24 protein-coding genes and 1 riboswitch are annotated in these 25,605 nt (G+C 50.3%); of the genes, 8 read left to right on the top strand and 16 right to left on the bottom strand.

Annotated features, from left to right (window positions below):
* The first annotated feature begins 16 nt into the window (after window positions 1-16).
* Together PJDR2_RS05540 and PJDR2_RS05535 are read left to right on the top strand one after the other, a co-directional pair.
* The gene (locus tag PJDR2_RS05540) at window positions 17-796 is read left to right on the top strand and encodes an AraC family transcriptional regulator (RefSeq protein ID WP_015842693.1); all 780 of its coding nucleotides are present in this window, start codon (window positions 17-19) and stop codon (window positions 794-796) included.
* A gap of 119 nt (window positions 797-915) precedes the next feature.
* A complete protein-coding gene (locus PJDR2_RS05535; protein ID WP_015842692.1) occupies window positions 916-1,596 on the top strand; it encodes a hypothetical protein in 681 nt (226 codons plus the stop codon).
* A 56-nt stretch (window positions 1,597-1,652) separates the two neighbouring features.
* On the opposite strand, the gene PJDR2_RS31770 is transcribed toward PJDR2_RS05535, so the two are convergent.
* From PJDR2_RS31770 to PJDR2_RS05515, 5 genes are all read right to left on the bottom strand, one after another.
* Window positions 1,653-4,079 carry an EAL domain-containing protein gene (locus PJDR2_RS31770; protein WP_049790024.1) on the bottom strand — a complete coding sequence of 809 codons (2,427 nt, stop codon included), beginning with the start codon at window positions 4,077-4,079 and terminating at the stop codon, window positions 1,653-1,655.
* A 303-nt stretch (window positions 4,080-4,382) separates the two neighbouring features.
* Window positions 4,383-4,862 (bottom strand): hypothetical protein, encoded by a 480-nt coding sequence (locus PJDR2_RS05525; RefSeq protein ID WP_015842690.1) that lies wholly within the window; start codon window positions 4,860-4,862, stop codon window positions 4,383-4,385.
* A gap of 110 nt (window positions 4,863-4,972) precedes the next feature.
* Complete coding sequence (locus PJDR2_RS05520; RefSeq protein ID WP_015842689.1) at window positions 4,973-5,968, bottom strand: CobW family GTP-binding protein; 996 nt, start codon at window positions 5,966-5,968, stop codon at window positions 4,973-4,975.
* Window positions 5,969-6,105: 137 nt separating this feature from the next.
* Window positions 6,106-6,228 (bottom strand): sporulation protein YjcZ, encoded by a 123-nt coding sequence (gene yjcZ, locus PJDR2_RS32335; RefSeq protein ID WP_015842688.1) that lies wholly within the window; start codon window positions 6,226-6,228, stop codon window positions 6,106-6,108.
* 149 nt (window positions 6,229-6,377) lie between these two features.
* Window positions 6,378-6,857: a GAF domain-containing protein gene (locus PJDR2_RS05515; protein ID WP_015842687.1), complete on the bottom strand. Its 480-nt coding sequence runs from the start codon at window positions 6,855-6,857 to the stop codon at window positions 6,378-6,380.
* Between the two features lie 108 nt (window positions 6,858-6,965).
* Here PJDR2_RS05515 and PJDR2_RS05510 point away from each other — a divergent pair, with 108 nt between their 5' ends.
* Both PJDR2_RS05510 and PJDR2_RS05505 read left to right on the top strand, forming a co-directional pair.
* The gene (locus PJDR2_RS05510; protein WP_015842686.1) at window positions 6,966-7,460 is read left to right on the top strand and encodes a CAP domain-containing protein; all 495 of its coding nucleotides are present in this window, start codon (window positions 6,966-6,968) and stop codon (window positions 7,458-7,460) included.
* Between the two features lie 142 nt (window positions 7,461-7,602).
* Window positions 7,603-8,865: an alkaline phosphatase gene (locus PJDR2_RS05505; RefSeq protein ID WP_015842685.1), complete on the top strand. Its 1,263-nt coding sequence runs from the start codon at window positions 7,603-7,605 to the stop codon at window positions 8,863-8,865.
* Between the two features lie 91 nt (window positions 8,866-8,956).
* On the opposite strand, the gene PJDR2_RS05500 is transcribed toward PJDR2_RS05505, so the two are convergent.
* From PJDR2_RS05500 to PJDR2_RS05490, 3 genes are all read right to left on the bottom strand, one after another.
* On the bottom strand, window positions 8,957-9,679 hold the full coding sequence (locus PJDR2_RS05500) for an amino acid ABC transporter ATP-binding protein (protein WP_015842684.1): 723 nt from the start codon (window positions 9,677-9,679) through the stop codon (window positions 8,957-8,959).
* Window positions 9,672-10,343: an amino acid ABC transporter permease gene (locus PJDR2_RS05495; protein ID WP_015842683.1), complete on the bottom strand. Its 672-nt coding sequence runs from the start codon at window positions 10,341-10,343 to the stop codon at window positions 9,672-9,674. Before PJDR2_RS05495 ends, PJDR2_RS05500 begins: the two co-directional genes overlap by 8 nt.
* A gap of 98 nt (window positions 10,344-10,441) precedes the next feature.
* The gene (locus tag PJDR2_RS05490) at window positions 10,442-11,302 is read right to left on the bottom strand and encodes an ABC transporter substrate-binding protein (RefSeq protein WP_015842682.1); all 861 of its coding nucleotides are present in this window, start codon (window positions 11,300-11,302) and stop codon (window positions 10,442-10,444) included.
* Window positions 11,303-11,559: 257 nt separating this feature from the next.
* Here PJDR2_RS05490 and PJDR2_RS05485 point away from each other — a divergent pair, with 257 nt between their 5' ends.
* Window positions 11,560-11,850, top strand: coding sequence for a hypothetical protein (locus PJDR2_RS05485; RefSeq protein ID WP_015842681.1), 291 nt, complete (start codon window positions 11,560-11,562; stop codon window positions 11,848-11,850).
* A gap of 72 nt (window positions 11,851-11,922) precedes the next feature.
* On the opposite strand, the gene PJDR2_RS05480 is transcribed toward PJDR2_RS05485, so the two are convergent.
* A complete protein-coding gene (locus PJDR2_RS05480) occupies window positions 11,923-13,197 on the bottom strand; it encodes a nucleobase:cation symporter-2 family protein (RefSeq protein WP_015842680.1) in 1,275 nt (424 codons plus the stop codon).
* A gap of 3 nt (window positions 13,198-13,200) precedes the next feature.
* Window positions 13,201-13,803: a xanthine phosphoribosyltransferase gene (locus PJDR2_RS05475; RefSeq protein WP_015842679.1), complete on the bottom strand. Its 603-nt coding sequence runs from the start codon at window positions 13,801-13,803 to the stop codon at window positions 13,201-13,203.
* 140 nt (window positions 13,804-13,943) lie between these two features.
* Window positions 13,944-14,047, bottom strand: a riboswitch (purine riboswitch).
* A 94-nt stretch (window positions 14,048-14,141) separates the two neighbouring features.
* Here PJDR2_RS05475 and PJDR2_RS05470 point away from each other — a divergent pair.
* On the top strand, window positions 14,142-14,669 hold the full coding sequence (locus tag PJDR2_RS05470) for a DinB family protein (RefSeq protein ID WP_015842678.1): 528 nt from the start codon (window positions 14,142-14,144) through the stop codon (window positions 14,667-14,669).
* Window positions 14,670-14,823: 154 nt separating this feature from the next.
* Here PJDR2_RS05470 and groL read toward each other — a convergent pair whose 3' ends face one another.
* The 4 genes from groL to PJDR2_RS05450 form a co-directional block, all read right to left on the bottom strand.
* The gene (gene groL / locus PJDR2_RS05465) at window positions 14,824-16,458 is read right to left on the bottom strand and encodes a chaperonin GroEL (protein ID WP_015842677.1); all 1,635 of its coding nucleotides are present in this window, start codon (window positions 16,456-16,458) and stop codon (window positions 14,824-14,826) included.
* A 67-nt stretch (window positions 16,459-16,525) separates the two neighbouring features.
* Window positions 16,526-16,807, bottom strand: a complete 282-nt coding sequence (gene groES / locus PJDR2_RS05460) for a co-chaperone GroES (protein WP_015842676.1) — start codon at window positions 16,805-16,807, stop codon at window positions 16,526-16,528.
* A 220-nt stretch (window positions 16,808-17,027) separates the two neighbouring features.
* Window positions 17,028-17,618: a TetR family transcriptional regulator gene (locus tag PJDR2_RS05455; RefSeq protein WP_015842675.1), complete on the bottom strand. Its 591-nt coding sequence runs from the start codon at window positions 17,616-17,618 to the stop codon at window positions 17,028-17,030.
* A gap of 33 nt (window positions 17,619-17,651) precedes the next feature.
* On the bottom strand, window positions 17,652-18,818 hold the full coding sequence (locus PJDR2_RS05450) for a YhgE/Pip domain-containing protein (protein WP_416202257.1): 1,167 nt from the start codon (window positions 18,816-18,818) through the stop codon (window positions 17,652-17,654).
* A 507-nt stretch (window positions 18,819-19,325) separates the two neighbouring features.
* On the opposite strand from PJDR2_RS05450, the gene PJDR2_RS05445 reads away from it, so the two are divergent.
* Both PJDR2_RS05445 and PJDR2_RS05440 read left to right on the top strand, forming a co-directional pair.
* Window positions 19,326-20,129, top strand: coding sequence for an SDR family oxidoreductase (locus PJDR2_RS05445; RefSeq protein WP_015842672.1), 804 nt, complete (start codon window positions 19,326-19,328; stop codon window positions 20,127-20,129).
* Between the two features lie 41 nt (window positions 20,130-20,170).
* Window positions 20,171-21,919: an alpha-glycosidase gene (locus PJDR2_RS05440; protein WP_015842671.1), complete on the top strand. Its 1,749-nt coding sequence runs from the start codon at window positions 20,171-20,173 to the stop codon at window positions 21,917-21,919.
* 42 nt (window positions 21,920-21,961) lie between these two features.
* Here the strand turns inward: PJDR2_RS05440 and glgA are convergent, their stop codons facing one another.
* Together glgA and glgB are read right to left on the bottom strand one after the other, a co-directional pair.
* Entirely contained in the window at window positions 21,962-23,395 is a 1,434-nt protein-coding gene (gene glgA, locus PJDR2_RS05435; RefSeq protein ID WP_015842670.1) for a glycogen synthase GlgA, read from the bottom strand.
* Window positions 23,396-23,422: 27 nt separating this feature from the next.
* Window positions 23,423-25,450, bottom strand: coding sequence for a 1,4-alpha-glucan branching protein GlgB (gene glgB / locus PJDR2_RS05430; protein ID WP_015842669.1), 2,028 nt, complete (start codon window positions 25,448-25,450; stop codon window positions 23,423-23,425).
* Between the last annotated feature and the right edge of the window lie 155 nt (window positions 25,451-25,605).

Raw genomic sequence — 25,605 nt, 5'->3', positions numbered from 1 at the left:
GAGGGCATGGGTCAACATGCTTACGCTGCAGCAAGTCAGGCAAGACAGAGGTACCGACTGGTTCGACAACGGCAATCGCCCGGAGGGCGCATCCACGCTTGTATTGGCGAGTTACGGCAAGGCCCTGTATTGGGTCGGAAACGAGAAAATCATTTTAGAAAAGGGCGATCTATTATACATTCCGGCCTGCCAATCGTATTATGGCAAATGTGTGCCTACCGTGTTCCATGAGAAATATGTCATAGAATTTACCGCAGATACTCCGCCGCTCCCGCTCCTGCAGAATAATCATTGGGTGAAATCGAGAACCGGCGCGTATGAGCTGATCCTGGAGCGGATTAAAACCATGCATAACGAATGGACGGAGAAGCATTTGTATGCCGATGTGCTTGGCCTTGCCATCTTGTACGAATGCCTGGCCCTCTGGAATAGAGAGCTTGATGAAGGACCGGCTACATCCGCCGCCCACCAGCAGGTCGAAAGAATGAAGAGCTATATCATGAACTACTACCAACAGAAAGTTACGAAAGAAGAGCTTGGCGAGTATATCCGCAAAAGTCCGAATTACGCGGCGACGCTTTTCCGGCGGGTTACCGGACAAACTATCAGCGAATACGTCCATAAAGCGCGGGTGAAAAAAGCGATCTATCTGCTTGTGGATTCCACCCTTACGGTAGGGGAAATTTCGGAGTCCGTCGGCTACCGCGACCTGTCTTACTTCCAGCGAATCTTCAAGCGCGAGACCGGCAAAACGCCAACCGCGTACATGAAGGACCGCCCAAAGCCCATTTCCTAAAATATTGCCGTACAATAGCGGTTAACTAACATAGATGCAACATCCAGGTTGAATTCCCGTTTAATAGGTGAAGAAAACAGGTAAGATAAAATAAAATAAGCTGAAATGGAGTGAGGCTTATGTGGCGTCTATTATGCATTTTAGCCGTCATGCTAGTACTTGTAGGATGTTTTGGTCTTGGAGGGAACGATAATTCGCTATCTCCGGCGCCTTCAGCATCACCAACCGTCGAGCCTTCGGTCGAACCTACGCTTGCGCCTACATCTACACCCACGCCAACTCCATCTCCATCTTCGACGCCGGCAACAACTGCTGAAGAAGCGGCCAAAGCTATTATCAACGCCCTAAAGCAGCAGGATCTGGAAAACTTGTCCAGCTATATCCACCCCGGGAAAGGGCTATTGTTCTCTCCTTATGGTCATATCGAGAAAGATACCGCCTTAACCTTCACAGCCGGCGAGCTGCCTGATTGGGATGATCCAAAGCTGTATAAATGGGGACGTTACGACGGCTCGGGCGAACCGATCAGTCTTGCGTTCCGGGATTATTTCAAAAGGTTCGTATACGATCAAAACTTCGCGGAGGCCGAAAAGGTCGGCCATAACGAAATACTTAGCCAAGGCAATACGCTGGTCAATATCGGGGAGATTTACCCGGACAGCACCTACTTCGATTATTATTTCAGCGGGTTTGATCCGAAGCTTAGCGGCATGGATTGGGAAAGTCTGATCCTTGTCCTCGAGCAGCATAACGGCGCTTGGTACGTTTGCGCCATCGTACACTCTCAATGGACCATTTAATCATAAAGGGCGCTCCTCACGTCATCATGACGGGGGAGCGCCCTTTCCTTTGCACCTTATTCATCCGGGCATTTGTTAGACCGGAACAATTCAACGAAACGTTCCGGCGTTACCGGCGGGCTGAACAAATAACCCTGCATCAGATCGCAATTATGCTCTTTAATAATCTGCAGCTCTTCAGCCGTCTCCACGCCTTCCGTCACAACCTTCATATTGAGGTTATGAGCAATAACAATGATCGATCTAAAGATCATCTGTTTGCGGATATCCGTCACAATTCCCCGGATAAAGGATTTATCCAGCTTCAAATAATGAATCGGAATGTTCTGCAGGTAGCTTAAGGAGGAATATCCCGTACCGAAATCGTCAAGAGACAGCTTTAAGCCCAGCCCTTGCAGCTCATGCAAAATTCGCAGCGTATGCTCCGGATTTTCCATAAAGATCGATTCCGTCAGTTCCAGCTCGATCTGCTCCGGCCGAACGCCCGCCTCCGCAATAATCGATTTGATGCTAGATACAATGTCTTTCTGCTGGAACTGAAGCATGGACATATTTACGCTGACGAGTACCGAATCCAGCCCCATCTGCTCCCACTGCTTCACCTGCCGGCAAGCTGACCGGAGCACCCATTCCCCGAGTAAAATAATAAAACCCGTCTTCTCGGCAATCGGGATAAATTCGAGCGGAGACACCATGCCAAACTCTGGATGCTTCCAGCGCAGCAGCGCTTCAACCCCATAAATACGGCCCGTCCGAATTTCCAGCTTCGGCTGATAATGAAGCATGAATTGATTGGACTCCAGCGCTTCGAACATACTGTTCTCCAAAATAAGTTCTTTGCTCGGAACATCGTTCATCATCGGAGAATACAGCTTGTACGTGTTGCGCTGCTTCTTCGCTACATACAGGGCGATATCGGATTCCTTCACTAGACGGTCGCCAGACTCAGGCGTCCATTCCTGTTGGACGCTCATCCCGATGCTCGCCGTCAGATAGAAGAGCCTTCCCTTCATCTTGATGGGCTCTGCAATAACGCTCAAAATCCGTGCCGCAACTGCCGTTGCTTGTCCCAAGTAGCTGATCTCGTCCAAAAGCACGACAAACTCGTCACCGCCAAACCGGAATACCCGCCCGGACTGACCCGTTACTTCAACGATCCGGTTGCCCACCTGCTTCAGCAGCATATCTCCCATCGTATAATCCAGGGTCTCGTTAATAATCTTGAACCGGTCCAAATCGATGTACAGTAAGGCAAATTGCCCGCTACTGCCCGTTCTTGTCTCCACATGCCGCGAATAGCCGTAACGGTTAGGGAACCCGGTAACCAGATCATGGGTCGCCTGATGCTGGATCAGATGCTCGGCTTCCTTGCGGAAATCAACCATCCGGTTAAAATGATTAGCCATCGTCTCAAACTCGTCGTTCGACCGGATATCGAGCTTCAGCTTTTCGTTGCCGATCGCAACGGCCGAAGTAACTTGAATGACCTTTTTTATATTTTCCAGAACAATTTTCTTAAGCATCAGCAGTGCCAGCAGGGACATCAGCACAACCGTAGCGGCAGCTATCAGAATCGAGCTCCACAACGACGAATAATATTGCGTCAGCATATTGCCCTTGGGAATGACCATTTCGAAATGCCACGTAAAGTCCTGAATCCGAATCGGAATCAGCATCCGGAGCATTTGCCCGTTCGCATGCCGGTCCGGCGTGTACTGGATGGTGGAGAAGCTCTTCTTATAGTCGTTAATAGAGCCCCCGCCCTCCCACATCTCATATGGATTCATAACAAGGTCCGGATACGCGCCGTTAGCCAGATAGTAGTTATTGGACGTAATAATGCTTGCATGGCCGTCGAGCGGTCGGATGCTGCGGATCTTGTCCTGCACCGTCTGAAGCGAAATATCGCCGCCGACAATCCCAAGAAACTGACCATTCTCATCAAGAATCGGCAGAATAAACGAGGTGACGACAATATCCTTGCCGTTCAGATTGTAGGGATAAGGATCAAACAAAGTGAATTTCTTCGATTGCTTGACGACCTGATAAAAATCTCCGTCACCATTCAGCATGTTGTAATCAACGGTCGGAATCGCTTTAATACCGTCATTGGTACGCACGATATAAGGAACAAACCGCCCGGTCTCGTCATCATAGCCGCTCGCTAAACGGTTCTTCGAATCGTTCCGGTCAAAGGCATTCGGCTCCCACACCGTATAACAGCCAATCAGATCCGGATTGTTGCGAATAACGGTTTCGAGCATATGTACGGCATAAGAACGGTTCTGCACGCCATCCGAGCGCATTTGAAGCAAAGCATCTCTTATGGTGGTAAGAGATGCTAGACTTGTGTTAATAGATGTGGTGAATTGGTCGATATATTGTATAGATTGCTTTTGCGCGAGCAGCTCGCCCTTCTCCAGGCTGGTATGATAGAGCTTGGTGAGATAGAAAGAAACTAACAAAGAATAAGACGTCAGCATTAGAACTCCCAATGCAGTAATTAGTTTCTGTGCGATGCTGAGCCTTATTTTTCTCAAAATTCTACCCTCCGTATCTGTCCATAGACCTACTCATGCGTATTTTCCAGTTTATGATATGGTTCTAGTATACTTGACAAAATAAGATAAATTCAACGGAAAACTAGGAATTACTATGACAGAATAATCAATTTTTCGACAGAATACTGTCGAAAAATGTAACTTAAAGATATTACTGAGAAATGAAAGAGGCTGCTCGCTTGCGGAGCAGCCTCTTTACTTCTGATTCTATAGTCCCAGCTTCGTTCAGCCTTGTTTAACATCCCTCTGCGGCTCTTGCTTCGCATCGCTCTTGTGATGCATCCGGTGAAGCTTATGGAGCTCCTCGCGAAGCTGCTCGGCTGTCTTGCCTTCCGTTGCAATGCCGTTTTCCTTGGCCTTCTGACGCAGATGCTCCAACATTTTCGCTTTGTGCTCCGTCTTGAATGCTTCCCATTTCGCTTTATCCTTCTGCTTTGCCGCTTCCAGCTCCGTTCTAAGCTGCTCGGCTGTTTTGCCCTCCGTCTTAATACCGAAATAATCAGCCATATAGCGGAGTTTCTCCATCCGGTGTTCTTCCGAGTTTTTGCCGAATCTGCCATCATGATGATGATGACCATGCTTTGGGCCATCCTCCATCCGGTTATCCTGAGCTGCTGGAGCCTTCTCCTCCGGCTGCGCCGCATAGACTGGAGCCGATAGCAGCAGCATAGTCGCTGCGAATGCGCCGATGATTTTTCTTTTCATGCCTTGCCACACCTTCCTATCCAATTCGTGATGCCGGAGCGTTAATACCCCTCATGGATTATTTTTCCCAAGCATACGAGCAGATAGACATGGTCTTGTCGCATTGCCGATTATTCTGTCGAATCGCTGCCCTCGCGCTCGAGCTTATGCAGCTCCTCAAGCACGGCATCCTTCGAGAAATGCTCGCCGATAAAGACGGCCACGTCATTCACTTCGCCTTGCGGCGTGATCCGGATAAAATCCGTTTCCCGGTAGGCGTATTGGAACAAGAAGCGGCTGGCCGTATCCGATAACGATACAATGCCCTTGGCCCGGTATACATGATCCGGCAGCTGCTTCAGAAACGCCTCAAACGCTTCGCTGTCGACAGCCCCGTTCATATAATGCGTCATGACCATCACATGCTCATGGGTATGATGATGATGGGCGTCATGATGCCCATGTTTTCTTTCAGCCTCTTCTTGATGCCCGCCGGACAGCTGCGGGGCATCTTCCGCTTGCCGCTCAATGAAAGCCCAGTCTTCCATCTGGCAGCGGACCGTTGTCCTAACAGGAGCAACCGCATTTATCTCGCGGATGAGCTGCTGCGCCTCCACCAGCTCGTCCGGAGCCAGCTTATCCGTTTTGTTGAGGAGCAGCCTTGTCGCGCACCGAATCTGATCGCGCATCAGCCTATACGTCTTGCCTTTCCCGCTTCGGCTCCGCTGCAGCAGTTCCGGCCCGTCCACGACGGTAATGACGCTCTGCAGCTCAATCCGGCAATACATGGCCGCTTCCGTGATTCCGTCCATAATCTCCATCGGATTCGCCGCACCGGTCGATTCAATCACGATTACATCCGGCTGATGCGTGTCAATCAGGGTTTTTATCTCCAGGCTGAGATCGCTTCGGATCGTGCAGCAGATGCAGCCGCTCAGCATTTCCGACATCGGTACTTTATCCCCGATCATCTGGCCATCCAGATTAATATCGCCCAGCTCGTTCATAATTACGGCGGCTTTGAGCCCTTGCGCCTTCCATTGTTCCAGCAAACCGGTTAGAAGCGTAGTCTTGCCGCTGCCAAGAAACCCCGAAAGCAAATAAATCGGTATAATCTTTGTGTTCATCGCTGTTGTTCCCTTCCGTCAGTCATTTCCTTCATTATAACGCTACCTCAGCTGCCTGCAACCATGCCCCGCCGCAACAAAAAAAAGACTGCCCGCGCCATGGGATGGCGCGGGCAGCCCCTTTTATTTAATAGACATTAAAGCCATACGGATCTGATGATGATGACCAACAGAATAAAGAGGACAAGAATGAATCCAAAAGCACTGCCGCCACCATATCCGCAACCGGCACCTGCAACAGGACCAACTCCGTAGCTCATTTGTTCATCTCCTTTAACTAATGTACAGTATCCTATGTTTAAAAACCCAAACGGTATAGGCATTCACCAAAATTGTGCGTTTGCTGAATTTTAATGAATGATGCACATTGCCAAGAAAACTGAGCATGTACCCCCTTTTTAGCAGGATATTATAGATGTTCCCCTAACCGTTCGTTAAAAATGGTCAAATAACGAAGGTCCGTTTCGTCGAAACGGCTGAATGACGGACTATCGATATCCAGCACGCCAATGATCTGACCGCCGCTGTACAGCGGGATAACTAGCTCGGAATTGGAAGCACTGTCGCAGGCAATATGCCCGGGGAACTGATGTACGTCTTCAACCAGAACCGCTTCCTTGCGGGCTACGGCTGTTCCGCATACCCCTTTGCCAACCGTGATACGCGTGCAGGCCGGCTTCCCTTGGAACGGCCCAAGGACAAGCGTTTCCCCTTCCAGCAAGTAAAAGCCAACCCAATTAATATCATCCAGGAACTGCTGAAGAAGCGCCGAGGCATTCGCCAGATTGGCAATCCGGCTGCTCTCGTCCTCTACTAGTCCCGTTAATTGCTTGATAAGCAACGTGTAGTTCTCATCCCTTGTACCCGTGTATAAGCTTGCGTTAAACATTTTATATCACTCCTACTCTATCAACGTGACCAACCATCCAAACCAGACTTGATCGTATGAATAGAATATCATATTCCAGCAGCACGAGCGATTAGGGGGATAATTTGGGTGACGAAGAAGAAAACCGCAGCAAAGAAAAAATCTAGCGCTACGAAGAAAACGAATACGGAAAGCAAAAGCGCAAAAACGGATCTGCTCTATCCTTTGCAGGAAAACGTTGAAGATGAAGTGTTTGCCCTGGTAAACCAAGCGAGAGAAGCCGCCGGCCTGCAGCCCCTCAGCAGACTGGAAGTGCTTTTTGAGGCGGCAGAAGCTAAAGCGCAGGATATGAGAGACAATACTTATTTCGATCATCTCTCTCCCACATACGGCACTCCCGGGCAAATGCTGACGCAATTTGGCGTGGAATGGACGGCTTACGGGGAAAACATCGCTGCCGGACAACGCACACCGGCCGCCGTAATGGAAGCCTGGATGAACAGCCCAGGCCATCGGGCTAATATTTTGTCTCCTAAATTCACGCAAATGGGAGTCGGATATGCACCCGGGACAACTGACAGCCGTTATCGGACTTATTGGGTACAGGAGTTTGTAAGACTATAGATCTGATTTTTCGCAAACCTCCAACTTTAATCCTATTTTTGTAACTTATTTACAAAAGCTTTACTTCTTCTATACATTCTCCTAATAGAGGCTCTGTAAGATGCAGTTGAAATCGAGTTATCAAATAGGAGGAGATACAAGAATGAAAGGCAAAGTTTTGAAGACAGCACTGCTTGGAACTGCAGCAGCCGCACTTGTTGTTACCGGTTATACAGGCATTAAGAGCAGTAACCAGGTTAACGCTGCAACCCAAAAAGCAAAAAACGTTGTTCTCTTTGTTGGCGACGGCATGGGCACCGCGCAGCGTGATGCCATCCGGCTCGCTACAGTAGGCGAAAGCGGACAACTCGCCATGGACTCAATGCCTTACGTCGGCCTCATTCATACAAGCTCAACAACCGCAATTACGGATTCCGCCGCTTCCGCAACCGCTTATGCGAGTGGCGTAAAAACGTACAACGGCGCAATCGGCGTGGACGCAAATAAAAAAAGCGTAAAAACGATCATGGAATACGCGAAGGATAAAGGCATGTCTACCGGTCTTGTTACGACAAGCCAAATTACGGACGCAACGCCCGCGGCTTTTGCTTCCCATGTAGAGGACCGCTCCAAGCAAAGCGATATCGCTCTGCAATATTTGACGAAGTCGAAGGTTGACGTGCTGCTCGGCGGCGGCGAAGACTTCTGGTACCCAGCAGGCAACAAGGGTGCTTTCGATGATGAGACACCAGCCGATCCTTCCGAGAAAAGCAAAGGAACGCAAGGCGACCTGGTGAAAAAAGCGAAGTCGCTTGGTTATACGTACGTAACGAACAAAACGGACATGACAAAAGCAAAAGGCAAGCTGCTTGGCCTGTTCGCTAACGAAGAAATGTTCCAACAAAAGCCGGAGGGCCAAGGCGACGTCTACAACCCGATCGTCTCCCTGCCAGACATGACGAAAAAAGCGCTGGATACCCTCTCCGCAAACAAAAAAGGCTTCTTCCTTATGGTCGAAGAGGAAGCAACGGATGAAATGGCTCATAACAATAACGCGAAACTCACGATCAAAGCCGGTCAAGAGCTCGACAAATCCGTAAAAGTAGCGAAGGACTTCGCGAAGCAGCATCCGGATACGCTGGTGCTCGTTCTTGCCGACCATGAAACAGGCGGCTTCTCGGTTGAAGAGGTAGACGATTCCGACGAGTCTACGGATGGCAAGACAATCTCCGGCGAAGACGGTCCATTCGCGATCGCGGGCTCCAAAATGAATTTTGTCGTAGACTGGACAACTTCCGGCCATACGGGCGTTGACGTTCCGGTTACGGCAACAGGCGCAGGCTCGGAGCTGTTCACGGGCATTTTCGAGAATACCTCCATCTTCAACAAGCTGGCGCAAGCTTTGAATATTACGATCAAGAAATAAGCCCCCGCTTGAACAATCCCCGCTATGAAAAAAAGAGACTTCGTTTGGCATAACCGCCTTACGAAGTCTCTTTCTTTGTTTCCTATAATCCTTACAGTACTTTGCTAAGGAATTCTTTTGTTCTTGGATGCCGCGGATTCGCGAACACTTCCCGCGGCGGTCCTTGCTCGACAATCTGGCCGCCGTCAATAAATAACAACCGGTCTCCAACCTCGCGCGCAAAGCCCATCTCGTGGGTCACGATGACCATCGTCATGCCTTCCTTGGCCAGCGACTTCATCACATCAAGCACTTCTCCGACCATCTCGGGGTCGAGTGCCGATGTAGGCTCATCGAACAACATCACATGCGGGCGCATCGCAAGCGCTCGCGCAATCGCTACACGCTGCTTCTGGCCGCCGGACAAGCGGTTCGGGTACGTGTCCCGTTTTTCCTCCAGACCTACGCGGCGCAGGAGCTCAAGGCCGGTTTTGTCCGCTTCCGCTTTTGCCGCGTTCTGCACTTTCATTGGAGCAAGCGTAATGTTCTGCAGCACCGTCTTGTGCGGGAACAGGTTAAACTGCTGGAACACCATGCCCATGCTTTGACGAAGCTCGTTGATGTTTGTGTTGCGGTCCGTAAGACGTTTGCCTTCGTACTCGATCACGCCGTCCGTAGGCGTCTCGAGCAGGTTCAGGCATCTCAGGAAGGTACTCTTGCCGGAGCCGCTTGGTCCGATGACGACAACAACCTCGCCTTTTGCAATCTCCGCATCAATGCCGTTCAATATATTCGCTTTGCCGAATGATTTCTTAAGTCCGGTTACTTTAATCACTTGTTTTCAACCTCCGTTCGCCAATGCCAAGCAGCTTGGACAACGTAAAGATCAAGACGAAATAAATCAGCGCCGAAACAAGCATCGGCTCAATGGAAATAAAGGTTGCCCCTCTAATCGCATTTGCCTGGTAAGTCAATTCGGCGTATCCGACAACGGACAATACCGAAGATTCTTTCACTACAACGACAAACTCGTTGCCAAGCGCGGGCAACACGTTTTTGAATGCTTGAGGAAGAATAATTTGACGCATCGCCAAACCTTTCGACATCCCCAGAGAGCGGGCGGCTTCCATTTGCCCCTTATCCACCGCCTGGATACCCGCACGCATGATTTCGGCAATGTAAGCGCCGCTGTTCACGGTAAGAGTCAGATAAGCGGCCGTAAAGATTCCGATATCGAAGCCAAGGAAGATCGGAAGACCGTAATAGAACAAGAACAACTGAACGAGAAGCGGCGTACCGCGAACGATTTCAACGTATACCGTGCCGATGAAACGAAGCAGCCACAGTCCCGACAAACGGAGAAGGGACACGAGAGTACCCAGCACAAGACCGCTTAGAACGGCAAGCAGCGATACCTCTAACGTCTTTTTGATACCGGTCCAGTAATACGAACCATAGTCGTTTAGAAAAGAAAAATCCCAATGATACGCTAATTCCATGATGTCTACCCTGCCTTTTGTATTCGCGCAAGCGTAAACGGCTGCGGCTTCCCTCTAGGGGAAGCCGCATACGTTTCGCGGATGAAAAACCATTCGGTTTATTGTTCCGAGATTTGCGTCATTTCCGATACCCATTGATCAATCTTTTTGTCTGCAGTCAGATGATCAAGCGTTTTTTGAATTTCCGCCAGAAGGTCCTTTTCCCCTTTGTTAACCGCGACAGCGGAACCGCCGGACTCGTATTCAGGAGAAATGCTTGTCAATGCGAGGTCCGAGTTTACGTTGGCATAGCCTTGCGCAACCGGAAGCTCGACAATCAGAGCATCAACCTTTTTCGATTTCAGCTCAAGAACCAGATCCGTTGTTTTACCCAGGGATTTCAGCTTAGCGCCTTTAATGCCTTGAGCGATTTTCTCTTGCGTGGAACCCATTTGAACGCCAATGGCTTTACCTTCAAGATCAGCCATCGTTGTGAATTTATCTTTATCCTCTGCACGTACAAGAACGCCTTGCTTCGCTTCGTAATAGACCTTGGAGAAGTCTACCGCTTTGGCGCGTTCCTCATCCGGCGTCATGCCTGCGATAACGAAGTCGATCTTGCCAAGCTTCAGCTCGGCAAGCAGGTTGCCGAAGTCCATATCTTTAATCTCCAGATCAACACCCAGATCCTTGGCAACTTCCTTTGCGATCTCAATGTCGAAGCCTACGATTTGATCCTTACCGTCAACATTTTTGTGGAACTCGTACGGCGCGTATTCAGCGCTTGTGCCGAGGACGATTTTACCGGCTTTCTTAATATCGGCCAGCTTGCCCGTCGCTTCTGCGGCACCGTTATCCGCGGATGCAGCCGGGGTTTCGTTGGAGGAAGAATTATTCGCGTTGTTTTTACCGCCGCATGCTGCCAGCGTAACCACAACTACTAAAGTCAAAATAAAAACTAAGCTTTTTTTAAACGTCATGTCATTCAGCTCCTGATGTCTAATCATTAGAAAACCAGTTGATTATAATTCATTATCACGTATAAAGATACAGGTTTTTTCTCCCATAATTTTCAGTTTCACTACGTCGTTAGCCCTACTATGGAAGCATTCCCAAATCACCTCATCCTCACTCGAAGACGGCGAGTACATGAAGCCAATATACGCCATACTCCTTTTATAGTAGAATTTATAGCTGAATGAAACTTGCTTCCCAATTCGATTATGAGGTGCTTACCATGTCCATCAGTTTTACGTCATCGATCATTAGCCGGTTAAAACGAGATATAGCGGAATTAGAGCAGCAAATTGTTCATGATAAAAGTAAACTTGCCAAAATAAACGCTAAAATCAAGCAGCTGCAAAAAGACAAACTTGACGGCTCCTCGCCGGCAGACCAAAGTAAAATAACCCAAATCAAAAAGCTCAGCGCCCAAGCCGTTCAATTAACGGAATCGCAAACCGGTCTTGCCAAGCAATTGTCCGTGAAAAACGCGGAGCTTAGGCTGCAATCGGCTAAGGAAAAATGAATCTTAAGAATGAAGCAAAAAAAAGGATGTAACCCTTAGAGGTTACATCCCCATAAACAACCTGCTTGAAACTCAAGCTTCTTCCGGGCTGTTCTTGCCGGATAAAAGCAAATTCATCAAAATAGCCGTCACGGACCCGGTGACGATCCCGTTCTGCAGAAGCATCTTTGCGAAATCCGGCAGCTGGTCGAAGACCTGAGGTACCGCCGAGGACCCGAGACCAACGGCGATACTGCATGCAACGATAAGCAGATTCCGCTCCTCGCGCAGATTCACTTCGGACAAGATCGAGATACCGGATGCCGCAACGGAGCCGAACATCACAACCATCGCTCCGCCAAGCACCGCATTTGGGATTACCGTTGTTATCGCGGCAAGCTTCGGAATCAGTCCAAGCACAACCATAATGCCGCCTGCCGCAAAAATCACGTCGCGGGTCTTTACGCGAGTCAGCGTGATCAAACCGACATTTTGCGAGAAGGCCGTATAAGGAAACGCATTAAATAATCCTCCGAGCATAATGGCAGCGCCTTCCGAACGAAGACCGTTAATGATCTGCTTTTGCTCAACCTTCTGATCCGTCGCTCTTCCGACAGCCAGGTAAACCCCCGTAGATTCCACCATACTGACAATATTGACGATAATCATAGTGAACACGGCAGTCAGGCTGAATTGAGGCGTGCCGAAGTAGAACGGTTGAACCATGTTGAACCAAGAAGCATCGGATACAGGCGCGAAGCTGACGATTCCCATCGCGTATCCTGCAATGGTGCCAGCCGCAAGACCGATCAGAACGGAAATGGACCGCAAGAAGCCTTTAGCGAAACGGTTCACGAGCAAAATAACAGCAAGAGTGCCAAGTGCCAGCAATAAATTGCGCGGCAATCCGAAGTCAGCGCTGCCTTGCCCGCCGGCAACGTTATTCATGGCTACCGGGATCAGTGAAAGTCCAATGATTGTAACGACCGAGCCGGTAACGATTACCGGGAAGAACTTCAACAGCTTCCCGTATAGCGGTGCTGCCAATACAACGAATAAACCTGATAATATGATCGCTCCATAGGCCGTAGCCAGATTGGAGGCAGATGCAATCGCTATGATGGGACCAACTGCCGTGAACGTGCAGCCAAGGATAACCGGTAGTCTGCTTCCGAAATATTTGGTACCCAGCACCTGCAGAATCGTTGCAAGACCGCAAGTGAACAAATCCGCCGCGATCAGGTAGGCCATCTGCGTACCGTTCAAGTGGAGTGCGCCTCCGACGATTAACGGAACAACAACGGCGCCTGCGTACATCGCCAAGACATGCTGAAATCCTAATGTAAATGCTCTCTGTTTGCCCAGCATACCCTAAACCGTCTCCTTTACGAGCTCTCCGGCAGGTTCCTCGAAATCAATTTCCCCCGGCGCCATCCTGGAAATGGTTGCAAGCGACTCCACGCTGACATTCATTTGCTCCAGCAATCCCCGGCCTTCTTGAAACCCTTTTTCAATTACGCAGCTAACGCCGGCAAGTTCAGCGCCGGATTCTCTAACAATCTGAACCAAACCAACAAGGGCTGCGCCCGTCGCGAGAAAATCGTCTACGATAAGAACCTTGTCGCCCGGTCCCAAATAATGTTTAGAAACCGTCACCTGATACGTTTCTTGCTTGGTAAAAGAATGAACAGACGCCGAATAGACCTGCTCCGACTGCGTAACCGCCTTTTTCTTCTTGGCGTATACAAACGGAACCTTAAGAGCAATGCCCGCAGCCATCGCAAATTGAATGCCGCTTGCTTCGATCGTGAGCACCTTTGTAATGGTCTTGTCCGCAAACCGGGCCACCAATTCCTTGCCAATCTCCAAGGCAAGCTCCGTGTCTACCTGATGATTCAAGAAGGAATCCACCTTCAGCACCGTATCGGACAAAATTAATCCTTCTTCGCGTATTCGATCTTTCAGCCTTCTCATCTTTTTCGCTCCTCTAGTTGAGTAAAAAAAGGGACAAGCCATAATTGGCCTGTCCCCACGTTAAACTAATTCGTTCACGCTGAACTACATTCATTGACTTTCCTACTACTTCCAGTACAGCAAAGCACAGTAAAGAAAAAATGTAAAACGCGATCACTCATAGTCGGATAGTTGCAATGGTTATCCGGTAGAAACTTATGGGCCATATTCCCATGATTATATGAGTCATTTTAAAAAATGCATTTTTAATCATACTAGGAATGACGGCTAGATTACAAGTGGTATTTTTTTATGATAGGCTATTAGCGCAGAACTTTTTCTAGGAGAGGAGTAAGCAATTGAATTTTAATCTCACGGAAGCGATTGAAGTATTGGAACGCACACCGCAAACCTTACAGCTTTTTTTGTCCGGTTTGTCGGATGGCTGGCTGGCATGCAACGAAGGCGAAGGGACTTGGAATGTGCCGGAGGTCATTGAGCATCTGATTGAGGGGGAGAAAAACAATTGGATTCCGCGTCTGGAATTTATCCTCGCCGAAGGCGAACAAACGCCGTTCCCCTCCTTTGACCGTTACGCTCATTTGAAGCAAAGCTCTGCCCGGTCATTTGAACAGTCCTTAATTGAATTTATTGCGATCCGGACCCATAATATCGCGAGACTCGAGGAGCTCGTGAAGGATGAATCCAGTCTTGAGAAGACCGGTTCCCATCCTGCATTCGGCGTCGTAAAGGTACGGGAGTTAATCGCTACTTGGGCCGTACATGATCTGACGCACATTTCTCAAATCGTCAGGGTAATGGCAAACCGTTATGTCGCGGACGTGGGACCGTGGCATGAGTACTTGGGAATTCTTAATAAGAAATGATAAAGAGGCTGCAAACGAGCTGTATCAGCTCATTTGCAGCCTCTTTTGTTAGATGACTGGATTTCCGCATTGGACGTTCTCTGTCCAATCGGCGATTTAATTTACCGCTTAAGCGCGGTCGCTCATCATTGAATTGCTTCGATGAACAATTAAATCACATCATGCCGCCCATACCGCCCATGCCGCCCATATCTGGCATGCCAGCGCCTGCGCCCTTCGGCTCAGGTTTGTCGGCAACTACTGCTTCAGTTGTCAGGAACATAGCTGCTACGGAAGCTGCGTTTTGCAGAGCGGAACGAGTTACTTTAGCAGGGTCAACGATACCCGCCTCGAACATGTTCACCCATTCGCCAGTAGCGGCATTGTAACCAACGCCAACTTTTTCGTTTTTCAGACGCTCAACGATTACGGAGCCTTCTTGGCCAGCGTTCGCAGCGATTGTGCGAAGCGGCTCTTCGAGGGAGCGCAATACGATGTTAACGCCTGTTTGCTCGTCGCCCGTTGTTTGAACAGCTGCAACAGCTTTGTATACGTTGATCAGAGCTGTACCACCACCGGATACGATACCTTCTTCAACCGCTGCGCGAGTCGAGTTCAGGGCGTCTTCGATGCGAAGCTTACGCTCTTTCAGTTCGGTTTCAGTAGCCGCGCCGACTTTGATAACCGCTACGCCGCCAGCCAGTTTAGCCAGGCGCTCTTGCAGTTTCTCACGGTCGAACTCGGAAGTTGTTTCTTCCAGTTGCACGCGGATTTGGTTAACACGAGCTTGGATGTCGTCAGGGTTGCCGCTGCCGTCAACGATGATCGTGTTTTCTTTTGTAATGCGAATTTGGCGAGCGGAACCAAGTTGGTCCACGGATGCCGATTTCAGTTCAAGGCCGAGCTCTTCTGTTACTACTTGAGCGCCAGTCAGAGCAGCGATATCAGCCAGCATTGCTTTACGGCGGTCGCCGAAGCCTGGAGCTTTAACGCCTACGCAAGTGAATGTACCGCGCAGTTTGTTCAGTACGAGCGTAGCTTGAGCTTCGCCTTCGATATCTTCAGCGATGATCAGAAGCTGCTTGCCGGATTGAACAACTTTCTCGAGAACCGGAAGGATCTCTTGAATGTTGGAGATTTTTTTGTCAGTGATCAGAATGTATGGATTGTCGAGGACAGCTTCCATTTTATCTGTATCAGTGATCATGTATGGGGAAACGTAACCGCGGTCGAATTGCATGCCTTCAACCACTTCAAGCTCCGTTACGAAGCCTTTCGATTCTTCAACCGTGATAACGCCGTCGTTGCCCACTTTTTCCATCGCTTCAGCGATCAGTTGGCCAACTTCTTCGTCAGCAGAGGAGATCGATGCAACTTGCGCGATCGATTGCTTGCCTTCGATAGGCTTAGCGATTACTTTCAGCTCTTCAATAGCGGCTTTAACCGCTTTTTCGATACCTTTGCGGATAACCATAGGGTTAGCGCCTGCGGTAACGTTCTTCAGACCTTCGCGAATCATCGCTTGAGCCAGAACGGTTGCAGTAGTTGTACCGTCACCGGCAACGTCGTTAGTTTTTGTTGCTACTTCTTTAACCAGTTGAGCACCCATGTTCTCGAATGCGTCTTCCAGCTCGATTTCTTTCGCGATGGAAACACCGTCGTTAGTGATGAGCGGGCTGCCGAATTTCTTCTCCAGTACCACGTTGCGGCCTTTAGGACCAAGCGTTACTTTAACCGCATTTGCAAGTTGATCAACACCGCGCAGCATTGCGCGGCGAGCGTCTTCGCTAAATTTAATTTCCTTTGCCATTACCAGTTACCTCCCAAAAAAGTATAATAAGTATCCTGCTTCTTGCCCTCTATGTTAAGAAACGGGCTTATCCAAAGATCGCGTGAATGTCGCTTTCCTTCATAATCAAATACTCTTTGCCTTCGTATTTGATTTCTGTTCCCGCATATTTGGAGAAAAGGACGCGGTCGCCAACTTGAACTTCAAGCGCAACGCGAGCACCGTCTTTCAGCGTGCCGGCGCCAACTGCCACCACTTTGCCTTCTTGCGGTTTTTCTTTAGCTGTATCCGGCAAAACGATGCCGCTTGCAGTCGTTTCTTCTTTTGCGATCGGTTCGATCAATACGCGTTCACCCAAAGGTCTGATCATTGAAAATAGCCTCCTTAAAAAATTTGTCGCTTATTGTTTTAAATTAGCACTCGTAAGCTTGAAGTGCTAACAACCATTTTTATCATACTCATTTTCCAGTCCGATTTCAAGTGTCTTGGACCAATTTTGCAGTTAATTAACATCGGCTTACAAGGCACCTTCACCATTATAGCCCTAGCCAAAAGACGGCATACGCGAATACGCGCATGCCGTCTTTAAATTACAGCTTCACTTGCAAGCCGCCCAAAATAAAATGAGTCATCTCTTCAATCGTGTAATCCAGCGTATACGGCCCCTCGCTGCGAATAGCCTGCCAGTACTCGGAATTGCGGTTGAACAACAATACGCCCGCGATGGAGTAAACGGTAAGATCAACCGAGTTGAATTGGAACACGCCCTGCTCGCGCCCTGCCTCCAGCCACTTTCGCAGTGCCTGCCACAGCGGCATAACGTAATATCGGATCTTGTCGATACGGGAAGTGTTCAGCAGGATTTCATACTGGATAATTTGTACAAGCTCCGGATCGTTATACCGGAATTTGCTGACCTCCGAAATAACCAGCTTGACGCCGTCAAGCGGCGGAAGGTCTTTGTCCACGTTAGCAAACTGTTGACTAGGAAAATAAGCATCAAACAAAGCCGCGAACATATTCTCTTTCCCGCCAAAATGATACGAAATGAGAGCGACGTTAGCCCCGCCCGCTTCCTCGCATATTTGCCTTACCGTTGTTCCGTCAAAGCCCTGGCTGGCAAACAGCTTCCTTGCCGCAAGCAGGATGCGGGACTTCACATCGCTCTCATTCGTTGTCATTGTCTAATCCCCCAGCAAATCTATTTAATCGAATTATTTGGCTGCGACCGTTGCCCCATGCTTTTGGCCGGCGCTTCGTTTCAGCCCCGTTGCCGCGGCGCTCACCGCTACGGCCACCGCCGTAATCAGGAAGAGAACCGCTGCCTCATGGCCTACGCCGGGTCCGCCAAACAATAAGTTCATATTGCCTTCAACCGCGTACGTTGCGGGAAGAACGGAACCTAACCCGGTATAGAAGTCCGATAACAGCTCGCGCGGAACAATCGTACCCGAGGATACCAGTTGTGCCGACAAGAGCATAATATTGAACAGCATGCCTGCCATGCCAAACAGATAGAGAAACATTTGCGATACGAACATAAAGGTTAACAGGAACAGCATTTCAAACAACCATAGATGAATAAAGCCCTGCTCGATTTGCCCGCCAAGCGCATACAGCAACGTCGAGCCTACCAGGGATACAACAACCGCGGCAGCGATATTAATAATGCTTCTTGCCCCGAATCTTCTCCAGCGGCTCACCCCGGCAGAGACAGCCATGGCCGACTGCTCCAGGTTCATGCCCATAATCATGGCACCGACGTAAGAAGCAAGCACCATCATCATCGGCACCATCTGATTGTTCATGCCGTGAATGGCATTGGTCGACTGAATATCTGCCGTTACGCGTTCAGACAGACTTTGTGCTGCCGTAGCGGCTTGGTCTTCCGGCAGCTTGGCAGTCACTCCAAGCGTTGTCTTCACGCCGGCAGCTACCGCCTGCTTGTTCACTTCGGCCGTAACCTGCTGCGCTACCCCGTTCATCATACTTTTTATTAAAGCAGGATTCGACTCATTAATCCAATACTGAATGTTGGCCTGACCATCGGGAGACGCCGTCTTTTGCGTAAAATCCTCCGGCATGTAAATAATCATCTGAAGCTTCCGGTCATCGAGCTGCTGCTTGGCAGCGTCCAAATCATCCTGCCGGGACATCTGGAACGGCAGCTCCTTCAACAGATTAGCCGCTACCTGCTCTCCAAGCTGCTGGTCTTTATTAACAACCGCAATATGCAGCTGATTGGCACGATCGGTTACCCCGTCATAGCCCGTCATCCAAATCAAAGAGAATACAATTTGAAAGGTTAATGCCGTAATAATCCCGACCCACGTGGTCGGACGCTTCATAAATGCCCGCAATGCCTGTTTCAATCTCTCCACTCCCTATATCTATCTTTCTCTCGCCTTAAACAAATGATTAAAACAAGTGTTTAAAACAACTGTTTAATACATTATCAAGCATGCTTTCTCTTGTCAATAGCGAACAATTGACAGATTCAGTAGCAGCCCCCGGCGGCGGCGTAAAAAATAAATACGCAAAAAATAAAAATGGAGGACGGCTTTTTAAGGCCCCTCCATTTTTTGAACAAAAGTACTAGTCCTTTTTTCGAGTCAACTCAACGATCTTTAATAGAAGCGTGAGCAAGGCAAGAATCTCCAGGAAGCTCATGCTATCTCCTCCGATCCTGATAAGATGACTCTTCATCCGGACCTCCCTCTCCCATGAGGAGGATTCTGTTCCTTATAAAGTTATTCAAGCTTATCTAATATTAGAATAGCTCTTCCACCGTGATTGGCGCGGTAAGCATCTATATTGTGACCTTTACATGTTTAACGATGGCGGGATCCCGTGTACTAACTAGCAAAAGCCATAAAGGAGAGATGTACATGTCCCGTCATTCAACTGCCAGACGAATAGAAGGAAAAGTTGCCCTAATAACCGGTGCCGGTTCCGGTATCGGACGAGCTGCCGCGATCCGGTTCGCGGAGGAAGGAGCGAATCTTGTTCTGCTTGACCGCGACCGGCAGACACTCTCCGTCGTCTGCCGCGAGGCCGAAGCGTTTGGAGCCAAATCCATCGCCGTAGAAGCCGATATTTCGGACGAGCATTCTTTGGCGGAGGCCTACGACAAGGCCATCTCCGCTTTTGGGCAGCTGGATATTGTTTTTGCCAACGCAGGCATTAACGGTACCATATCCCCCATTGAGCATATGAGCAAGGAGGAATGGGAAGCTACGATCAACGTAAATCTGACCGGGACATTCTTGACCGTCAAGCATGCGATCCCGCTCCTGAAGGAAAAAGGCGGCAGCATTATCATAACGAGCTCCATTAACGGCAACCGCGTATTCTCGAATTTCGGCTTCAGCGCCTACAGCAGCTCGAAGGCCGGCGAGACTGCTTTTACCCGCATGGCAGCCCTCGAACTTGCGGAATACGGCATTCGCGTCAATGCGATTTGCCCCGGTGCCATCTCGACAAACATTGATCAATCCACAAAGCCCAAGCCTGAGCTCGAAGAGATTCGGATCCCCGTTGAGTTCCCGGAAGGCGGCCATCCGCTTGAGGATGGACCCGGACAGCCCGCGCAGGTTGCGAATCTCGTGCTGTTTCTCGCTTCGGACGAAGCAAGCCATATTACCGGGACCTCGGTCTATATCGACGGGGCGGAATCACTGCTTCGCGGTTAAATAGATTTGACTGGAGTTTAGAGAAAAGGAGATGACCCGTTTTGCAAAGAGAAAGCATCTATCATTCCCCCAGCCATAGATGGTCGTATGCCTATGATCCGGGAACGTTCCATCTTCGTCTTAAAACCAAACGCAGCGATGTCGAGCGGGTTGTTGCTATCGCAGGAGATAAATATGATTGGGATCATCATTACCAGGAAGTCGAAATGGAGCTCATCGCGGCCGATGGCATGCATGATTATTGGGAAGCCGTTATCCGGCCGGAATTCAAACGGTTTAGCTACGGCTTCCGGCTTCATAGCGGAGAGGAAACGGCTTGGCTGACGGAGGACGGCTTCTCGGAGGAGCAGCCAACGCCGGCAGGCGGTTATTTCGAAGCGCATTACATCCATCCCATTGATTTGTTCGAAGCTCCGGAATGGGCCAAGGAAGCGATATTTTATCAGATCTATCCGGAGCGATTCGAGAATGGGGACACCACTAACGATCCCGAAGGTACAAGCCCGTGGGGAGAACAGCCGGAGGGCGAATCCTTTTTCGGAGGGGATCTGCAAGGGATTATTAACCGCATCGGGCACTTGAACGAGCTTGGCGTCAACGCCGTTTATTTGACACCGGTCTTCCGCTCGCCTTCCAATCATAAATACGACACCACCGATTACCGGGAGGTAGATCCCCACTTTGGAGACAAGGACCTCCTGAAGATGCTGGTCGAGGTCTGCCATAAGCATGGTATTCGCGTTGTGCTTGACGCTGTGTTTAACCATGCTAGCGAACAATTCCCGCCTTTTCAGGATGTACTGGAGAAGGGAGATCAGTCGGAATTTAAAGACTGGTTTCATCTCAACGGCTTCCCCGTAGAGGTTCAGGACGGCATAGCGAATTACGATACCTTCGGCTTCTATGGCAACATGCCAAAGCTGAATACGGCGAATCCGGATGTGAAGAATTATTTAATCGAAACAGCGGTGAACTGGATGAAAGAAACGGGAATCGACGGCTGGCGGCTGGATGTGGCGAATGAAATCGACCATCACTTCTGGCGCGATTTCCGTGCGGCCATTAAGGATGCTAATAAGGAAGCCTTTATTATCGGGGAAGTATGGAGCGATTCGCTGCGCTGGCTTCTAGGCGATCAGTTTGATTCTGTCATGAACTATCCGTTTACGGAGCTGGTGCTTAGCTTCTTCGCCGACCGTGCCATCCCGCCAGCCCGATTCGCGGAAAAAATGAACCGGCTGCTCATGCGGTATCCGCAGCAGACGAACGAGACCTTGTTCAACCTGCTGTCGAGCCACGATATCCCTCGCGTTATGACCCGTTGCGGCGGCGATACCAAGCGGCTGAAGCAAGCCGTCGTTTACATGATGACCTCAATGGGCCTGCCCTGCGTCTATTACGGCGATGAATTTGGCATGGAAGGCGGAGAAGATCCGGATTGCCGCAGATGTATGGTGTGGAATGAGGAGGATCAGAACCGGGAGCTGTTTGATTTCTACAAGCTGCTCATCTCGCTTAGGAAGGAGCGTGCCGCCCTTCGCAGCGGCCGTTTCCGCGTCCTGTTGGCGGAAGAGGACAACGGCTCGCTTATTTACGAGCGGCTGGACGGCAAGGAGCATTTTACGATTTGGATGAACCGATCGGACGAGCCAGCCGAGCTGTCGCATCCGATGAACGAAGGGGGATGGAGTGATGCTTTAACCGGTGAGCGGATCGACAACCCTGACGGCAAGCTTGTTATCGGGCTCGAGCCTAACGGCTACCGGATTGTCTGGCGTAAAATCGAATAAATACAAATGAAGGGGTGCCGGATTCTTCCGGCACCCCATTTATTATGGCAGTAACTCCTCATATAACTCCTTGTATTGCTGCGCCGAACGGTTCCAGCTGTAATCTCCCTGCAAAGCGCGGGTTAACAGCATTTGGCGAACCTCCTGGTTCCTCCACAAGGCTAAAGCCCTGCGAACCGTATACAGCATGTCCCAACTGTTATAGGGAGCAAAGGAAAAGCCATTGCCCTCCCCCGTAAATTCATTGTAGCTATGCACCGTATCGCGCAAGCCTCCCGTCTCCCGGACAATCGGCAGACTTCCGTAGCGCAAAGCCAGCAGCTGACTGATTCCGCAAGGCTCGAATTGCGAAGGCATTAGAAACAAATCCGAACCGGCGTAAATCCGGCGGGCGAGTCCGTCGTCAAAGCCGATATAAGAGACGACTCTTCCTTTGTGACGATGCTCTGCTTCGCGGAACAAATGCTCCAGATGCGGATCGCCTGTTCCAAGCAAGGCAAGCTGGACATTTTCGGTATGCATTAACTCGTCCAGCTGCTCCAGCACAAGCGGAAGCCCCTTTTGATCCGTCAGCCGGCCAACCATGCCGATTAGCGGAACTTCAATATCCTCGCGCAGGCCAAGCTCCCACTGGAGAGCGGTTTTGCAAACAAGCTTGGCCTCCGGGGAATCACCGGAATACCGAGCCTGCAGCTGCGAATCGGATGCCGGATTGTATAAAACATCGTCAATTCCATTAACAATGCCAACCAGACTGTCCCCTCTGCCGCGCAGCGTGCCTTCCATTCCGCAGCCGTATTCCGGCGTCGCAATCTCCCGCGCGTATGACGGGCTTACGGTTGTGACCCGGTCAGACAGCTGAATGCCGGCCTTCATAAAGCTGACCGATCCGTAAAATTCCACATGATCAAATGTTAGATAATGCGGAGGCAGGCCCAACAAATCTCCCAATACATGCGGCGGGTAATTACCCTGATATTGCAGGTTGTGAATGGTGAATACGGTCTTAATGCCCGCATATTCCTGCCGCCAGCTGTAATGATGGCGCAGCAGCGCCGGAATCATGCCGGTATGCCAGTCATGGCCGTGAATAAGATCCGGCCAGTAGCCGATTGCGGAGAGAGCCTCCAGCGCGGCACGGCACAGGAAGGCAAATCGCTCCCCATCGTCGTCATGCCCGTAAGCGGAGCCTCTTTTGAAATAATGCTCGTTATCGAGAAAATAATAAATAATACCGTCCTGCTCCAGTTCTCTGATTCCGCAATACGCATAACGCCAGCCGACCGATACCCGAATCTCCGCAATGGTCTTCATACGCGAGCGGTAACGCTCCGGTATGGAGGTATAGAGCGGCAGCATGACGCGCGCTTCAACCCCTAACGGCTTAAGTGCCGCCGGCAGCGCGCCAAGCACATCCCCTAGCCCGCCAGTCTTCAGAAACGGGGCGCATTCCGCCCCCACGAACAATACCTTCAAGCTCCCTCTCCCCTTTGCCTTTGGCTCTTATACCTTTGCAATCCGTTCCCTCTGCCGGCTTCTGCGTTTGCTGCCCGGTACCGGGAGGGCCAACTCCTTATGCAGGGTTTGCGGCTCCTCCATGCGGACAGCAGCCCGCGATTCCTTCTCGCGCTTTAATATAACGACCGAGAGCGGCGGAAGCGGAAGCTCAATGCTATGCTTGCGGCCATGCCAGACAACCGGCTCCGACCGGACGACCGCCCCTTCCGAGGCAGCAAATTCCATAAATCCGGAACCTCCGTAAACAGGGCTGTCGCTGTTAAGCAATATTTTATAGCCGCCTTGGCTCGGAACTCCTACCCTGTACCGCGCATGGGCATGAGAATGAAAGTTGCAGAGGATGATTAGGGATTCCCCGTTTGCCCTGCCTTTTCGTCTGTATACGATGACGCTTTGCCCCTCATCCTGGAAGTCAATCCACTCAAAGCCCTTCGGCGAGGAATCCAGCTGCCACAATGAACGCTGCTCTATATACAAACGGTTCAGCGTGCGGACAAATTCCTGCAGCTTACGGTGCTGCTCATAGTCGAGGAGCAGCCAATCCAGCTCAGCTTCATCGCGCCATTCGATAAACTGGCCGAATTCGCCGCCCATAAACAGCAGCTTTTTGCCCGGGTGAGTCATCATATAACCAAGCAGCAGCCTCAGACCCGAGAACTTCTCCTCGTAGCTGCCCGGCATTTTATCCAGCAGGGACTTCTTCCCGTGAACCACCTCATCATGGGACAGAGGCAGCGTATATCTCTCGTCGAAGGCATACCAGATCGGGAACGTCAGCAAGCCATGATGGCTGCCTCTCTCCTCGGGCTGATGGGCAAAATACTTCAGCGTATCGTTCATCCAGCCCATATTCCATTTATGGGTGAAGCCCAGTCCTCCTTGCTCAGGCGAAACCGTAACGCCCGGAAAAGCATGCGATTCCTCTGCCATCATAAGAGCATGAGGGAAATGCGCCCTCACCACCGTATTCAGCTTACGCAAAAAGGCTGTTGCCTCCAAATCCTCCTTGCCGCCATGCCGATTCGGCCGCCATCGCCCATCCGGCCGGTCGAAGTTACGGAGCAGCATGCTTGTAATCGCGTCTACCCGAAAACCGTCAATATGGTACACGTCCAGCCAGAACAAAGCATTCGAGATCAGAAACCCGCATACCTCCGGCTTCTCGTAATCAAAGGCAAGGGTCCCCCACTGCTCTTTCTCGGCAATCAGCGGATCGGCATTCTCATACAGCGGACTTCCGTCAAAAAGGCGCAGGCCATGCGCATCCTTCGCAAAATGTCCGGGAACCCAATCCAAAATGACGCCTAAGCCTAGACTGTGGCAGCGGTCTACAAATGCCATCAGCTGATGCGGATCTCCATACCGGCTTGTCGCTGCGAAATAGCCTGTCCCCTGATAACCCCAGGAGCGGTCGTACGGATGCTCCGCTAAGGGCATCAGCTCGATATGGGTGTATCCCATTTCCGCCGCATAGGCAGGCAGTTCTTCCGCCAACTCTTCATACGTATACAGCCGTCCATCCTGATGTTGCCTCCATGTACCGGCATGCACCTCATAAATATTTAAAGGCTGGCCAAACAGCGGCTTGCGTCCGCGAAGCCAGCTCTTGTCCTGCCATTCGTAGCCATCTAATGAGCAGATGGCCGACGCCGTGCGAGGCCGCACTTCAGCCTTGAACGCATACGGATCCGCCTTCAGCTGTCTGTCTCCCGCCTTTGTCTCTATATCGTATTTATACAAGTCTCCATCGCCAAAGCCCTCGATAAATCCGCTCCATATACCGGACTCTCCGATCTTCTCTAGCTCGTAGCCGGCTTCCTTGAACCCGTTCCAGCTATTACGGTCCGAGGCTACAGCAAGACGTCTCGCGTTTGGTGCCCACACCGTGAAACGAACGCCGCCGCGTCCTTTTTCCACCGCTAGGTGAGCGCCCATCTTCCGATAGCTGTTCAGCCATGTTCCTTCGTGGAATTGATAAATATCGTCTGCGCTAAGCTTGATGCTTCGTTTCAATATTTCCAACCTCCTAAAAAGAATTGCTACATGCTCTTGGTAGCAATTCTTTACTTCGTAAGCATGTGCTTAGAATTGCTACATGCTCTTGGTAGCAATTCTTTACTTCGCAAGCCAAAAAACACATTCCAGAATGTTTAATACCCGCTAATAGC

This window comes from Paenibacillus sp. JDR-2 (genome assembly GCF_000023585.1).
GTDB lineage: Bacteria > Bacillota > Bacilli > Paenibacillales > Paenibacillaceae > Pristimantibacillus.
The sequence above is the reverse complement of the archived record's forward strand: the minus strand, read 5'-3'. Positions and strand labels throughout refer to the sequence as shown.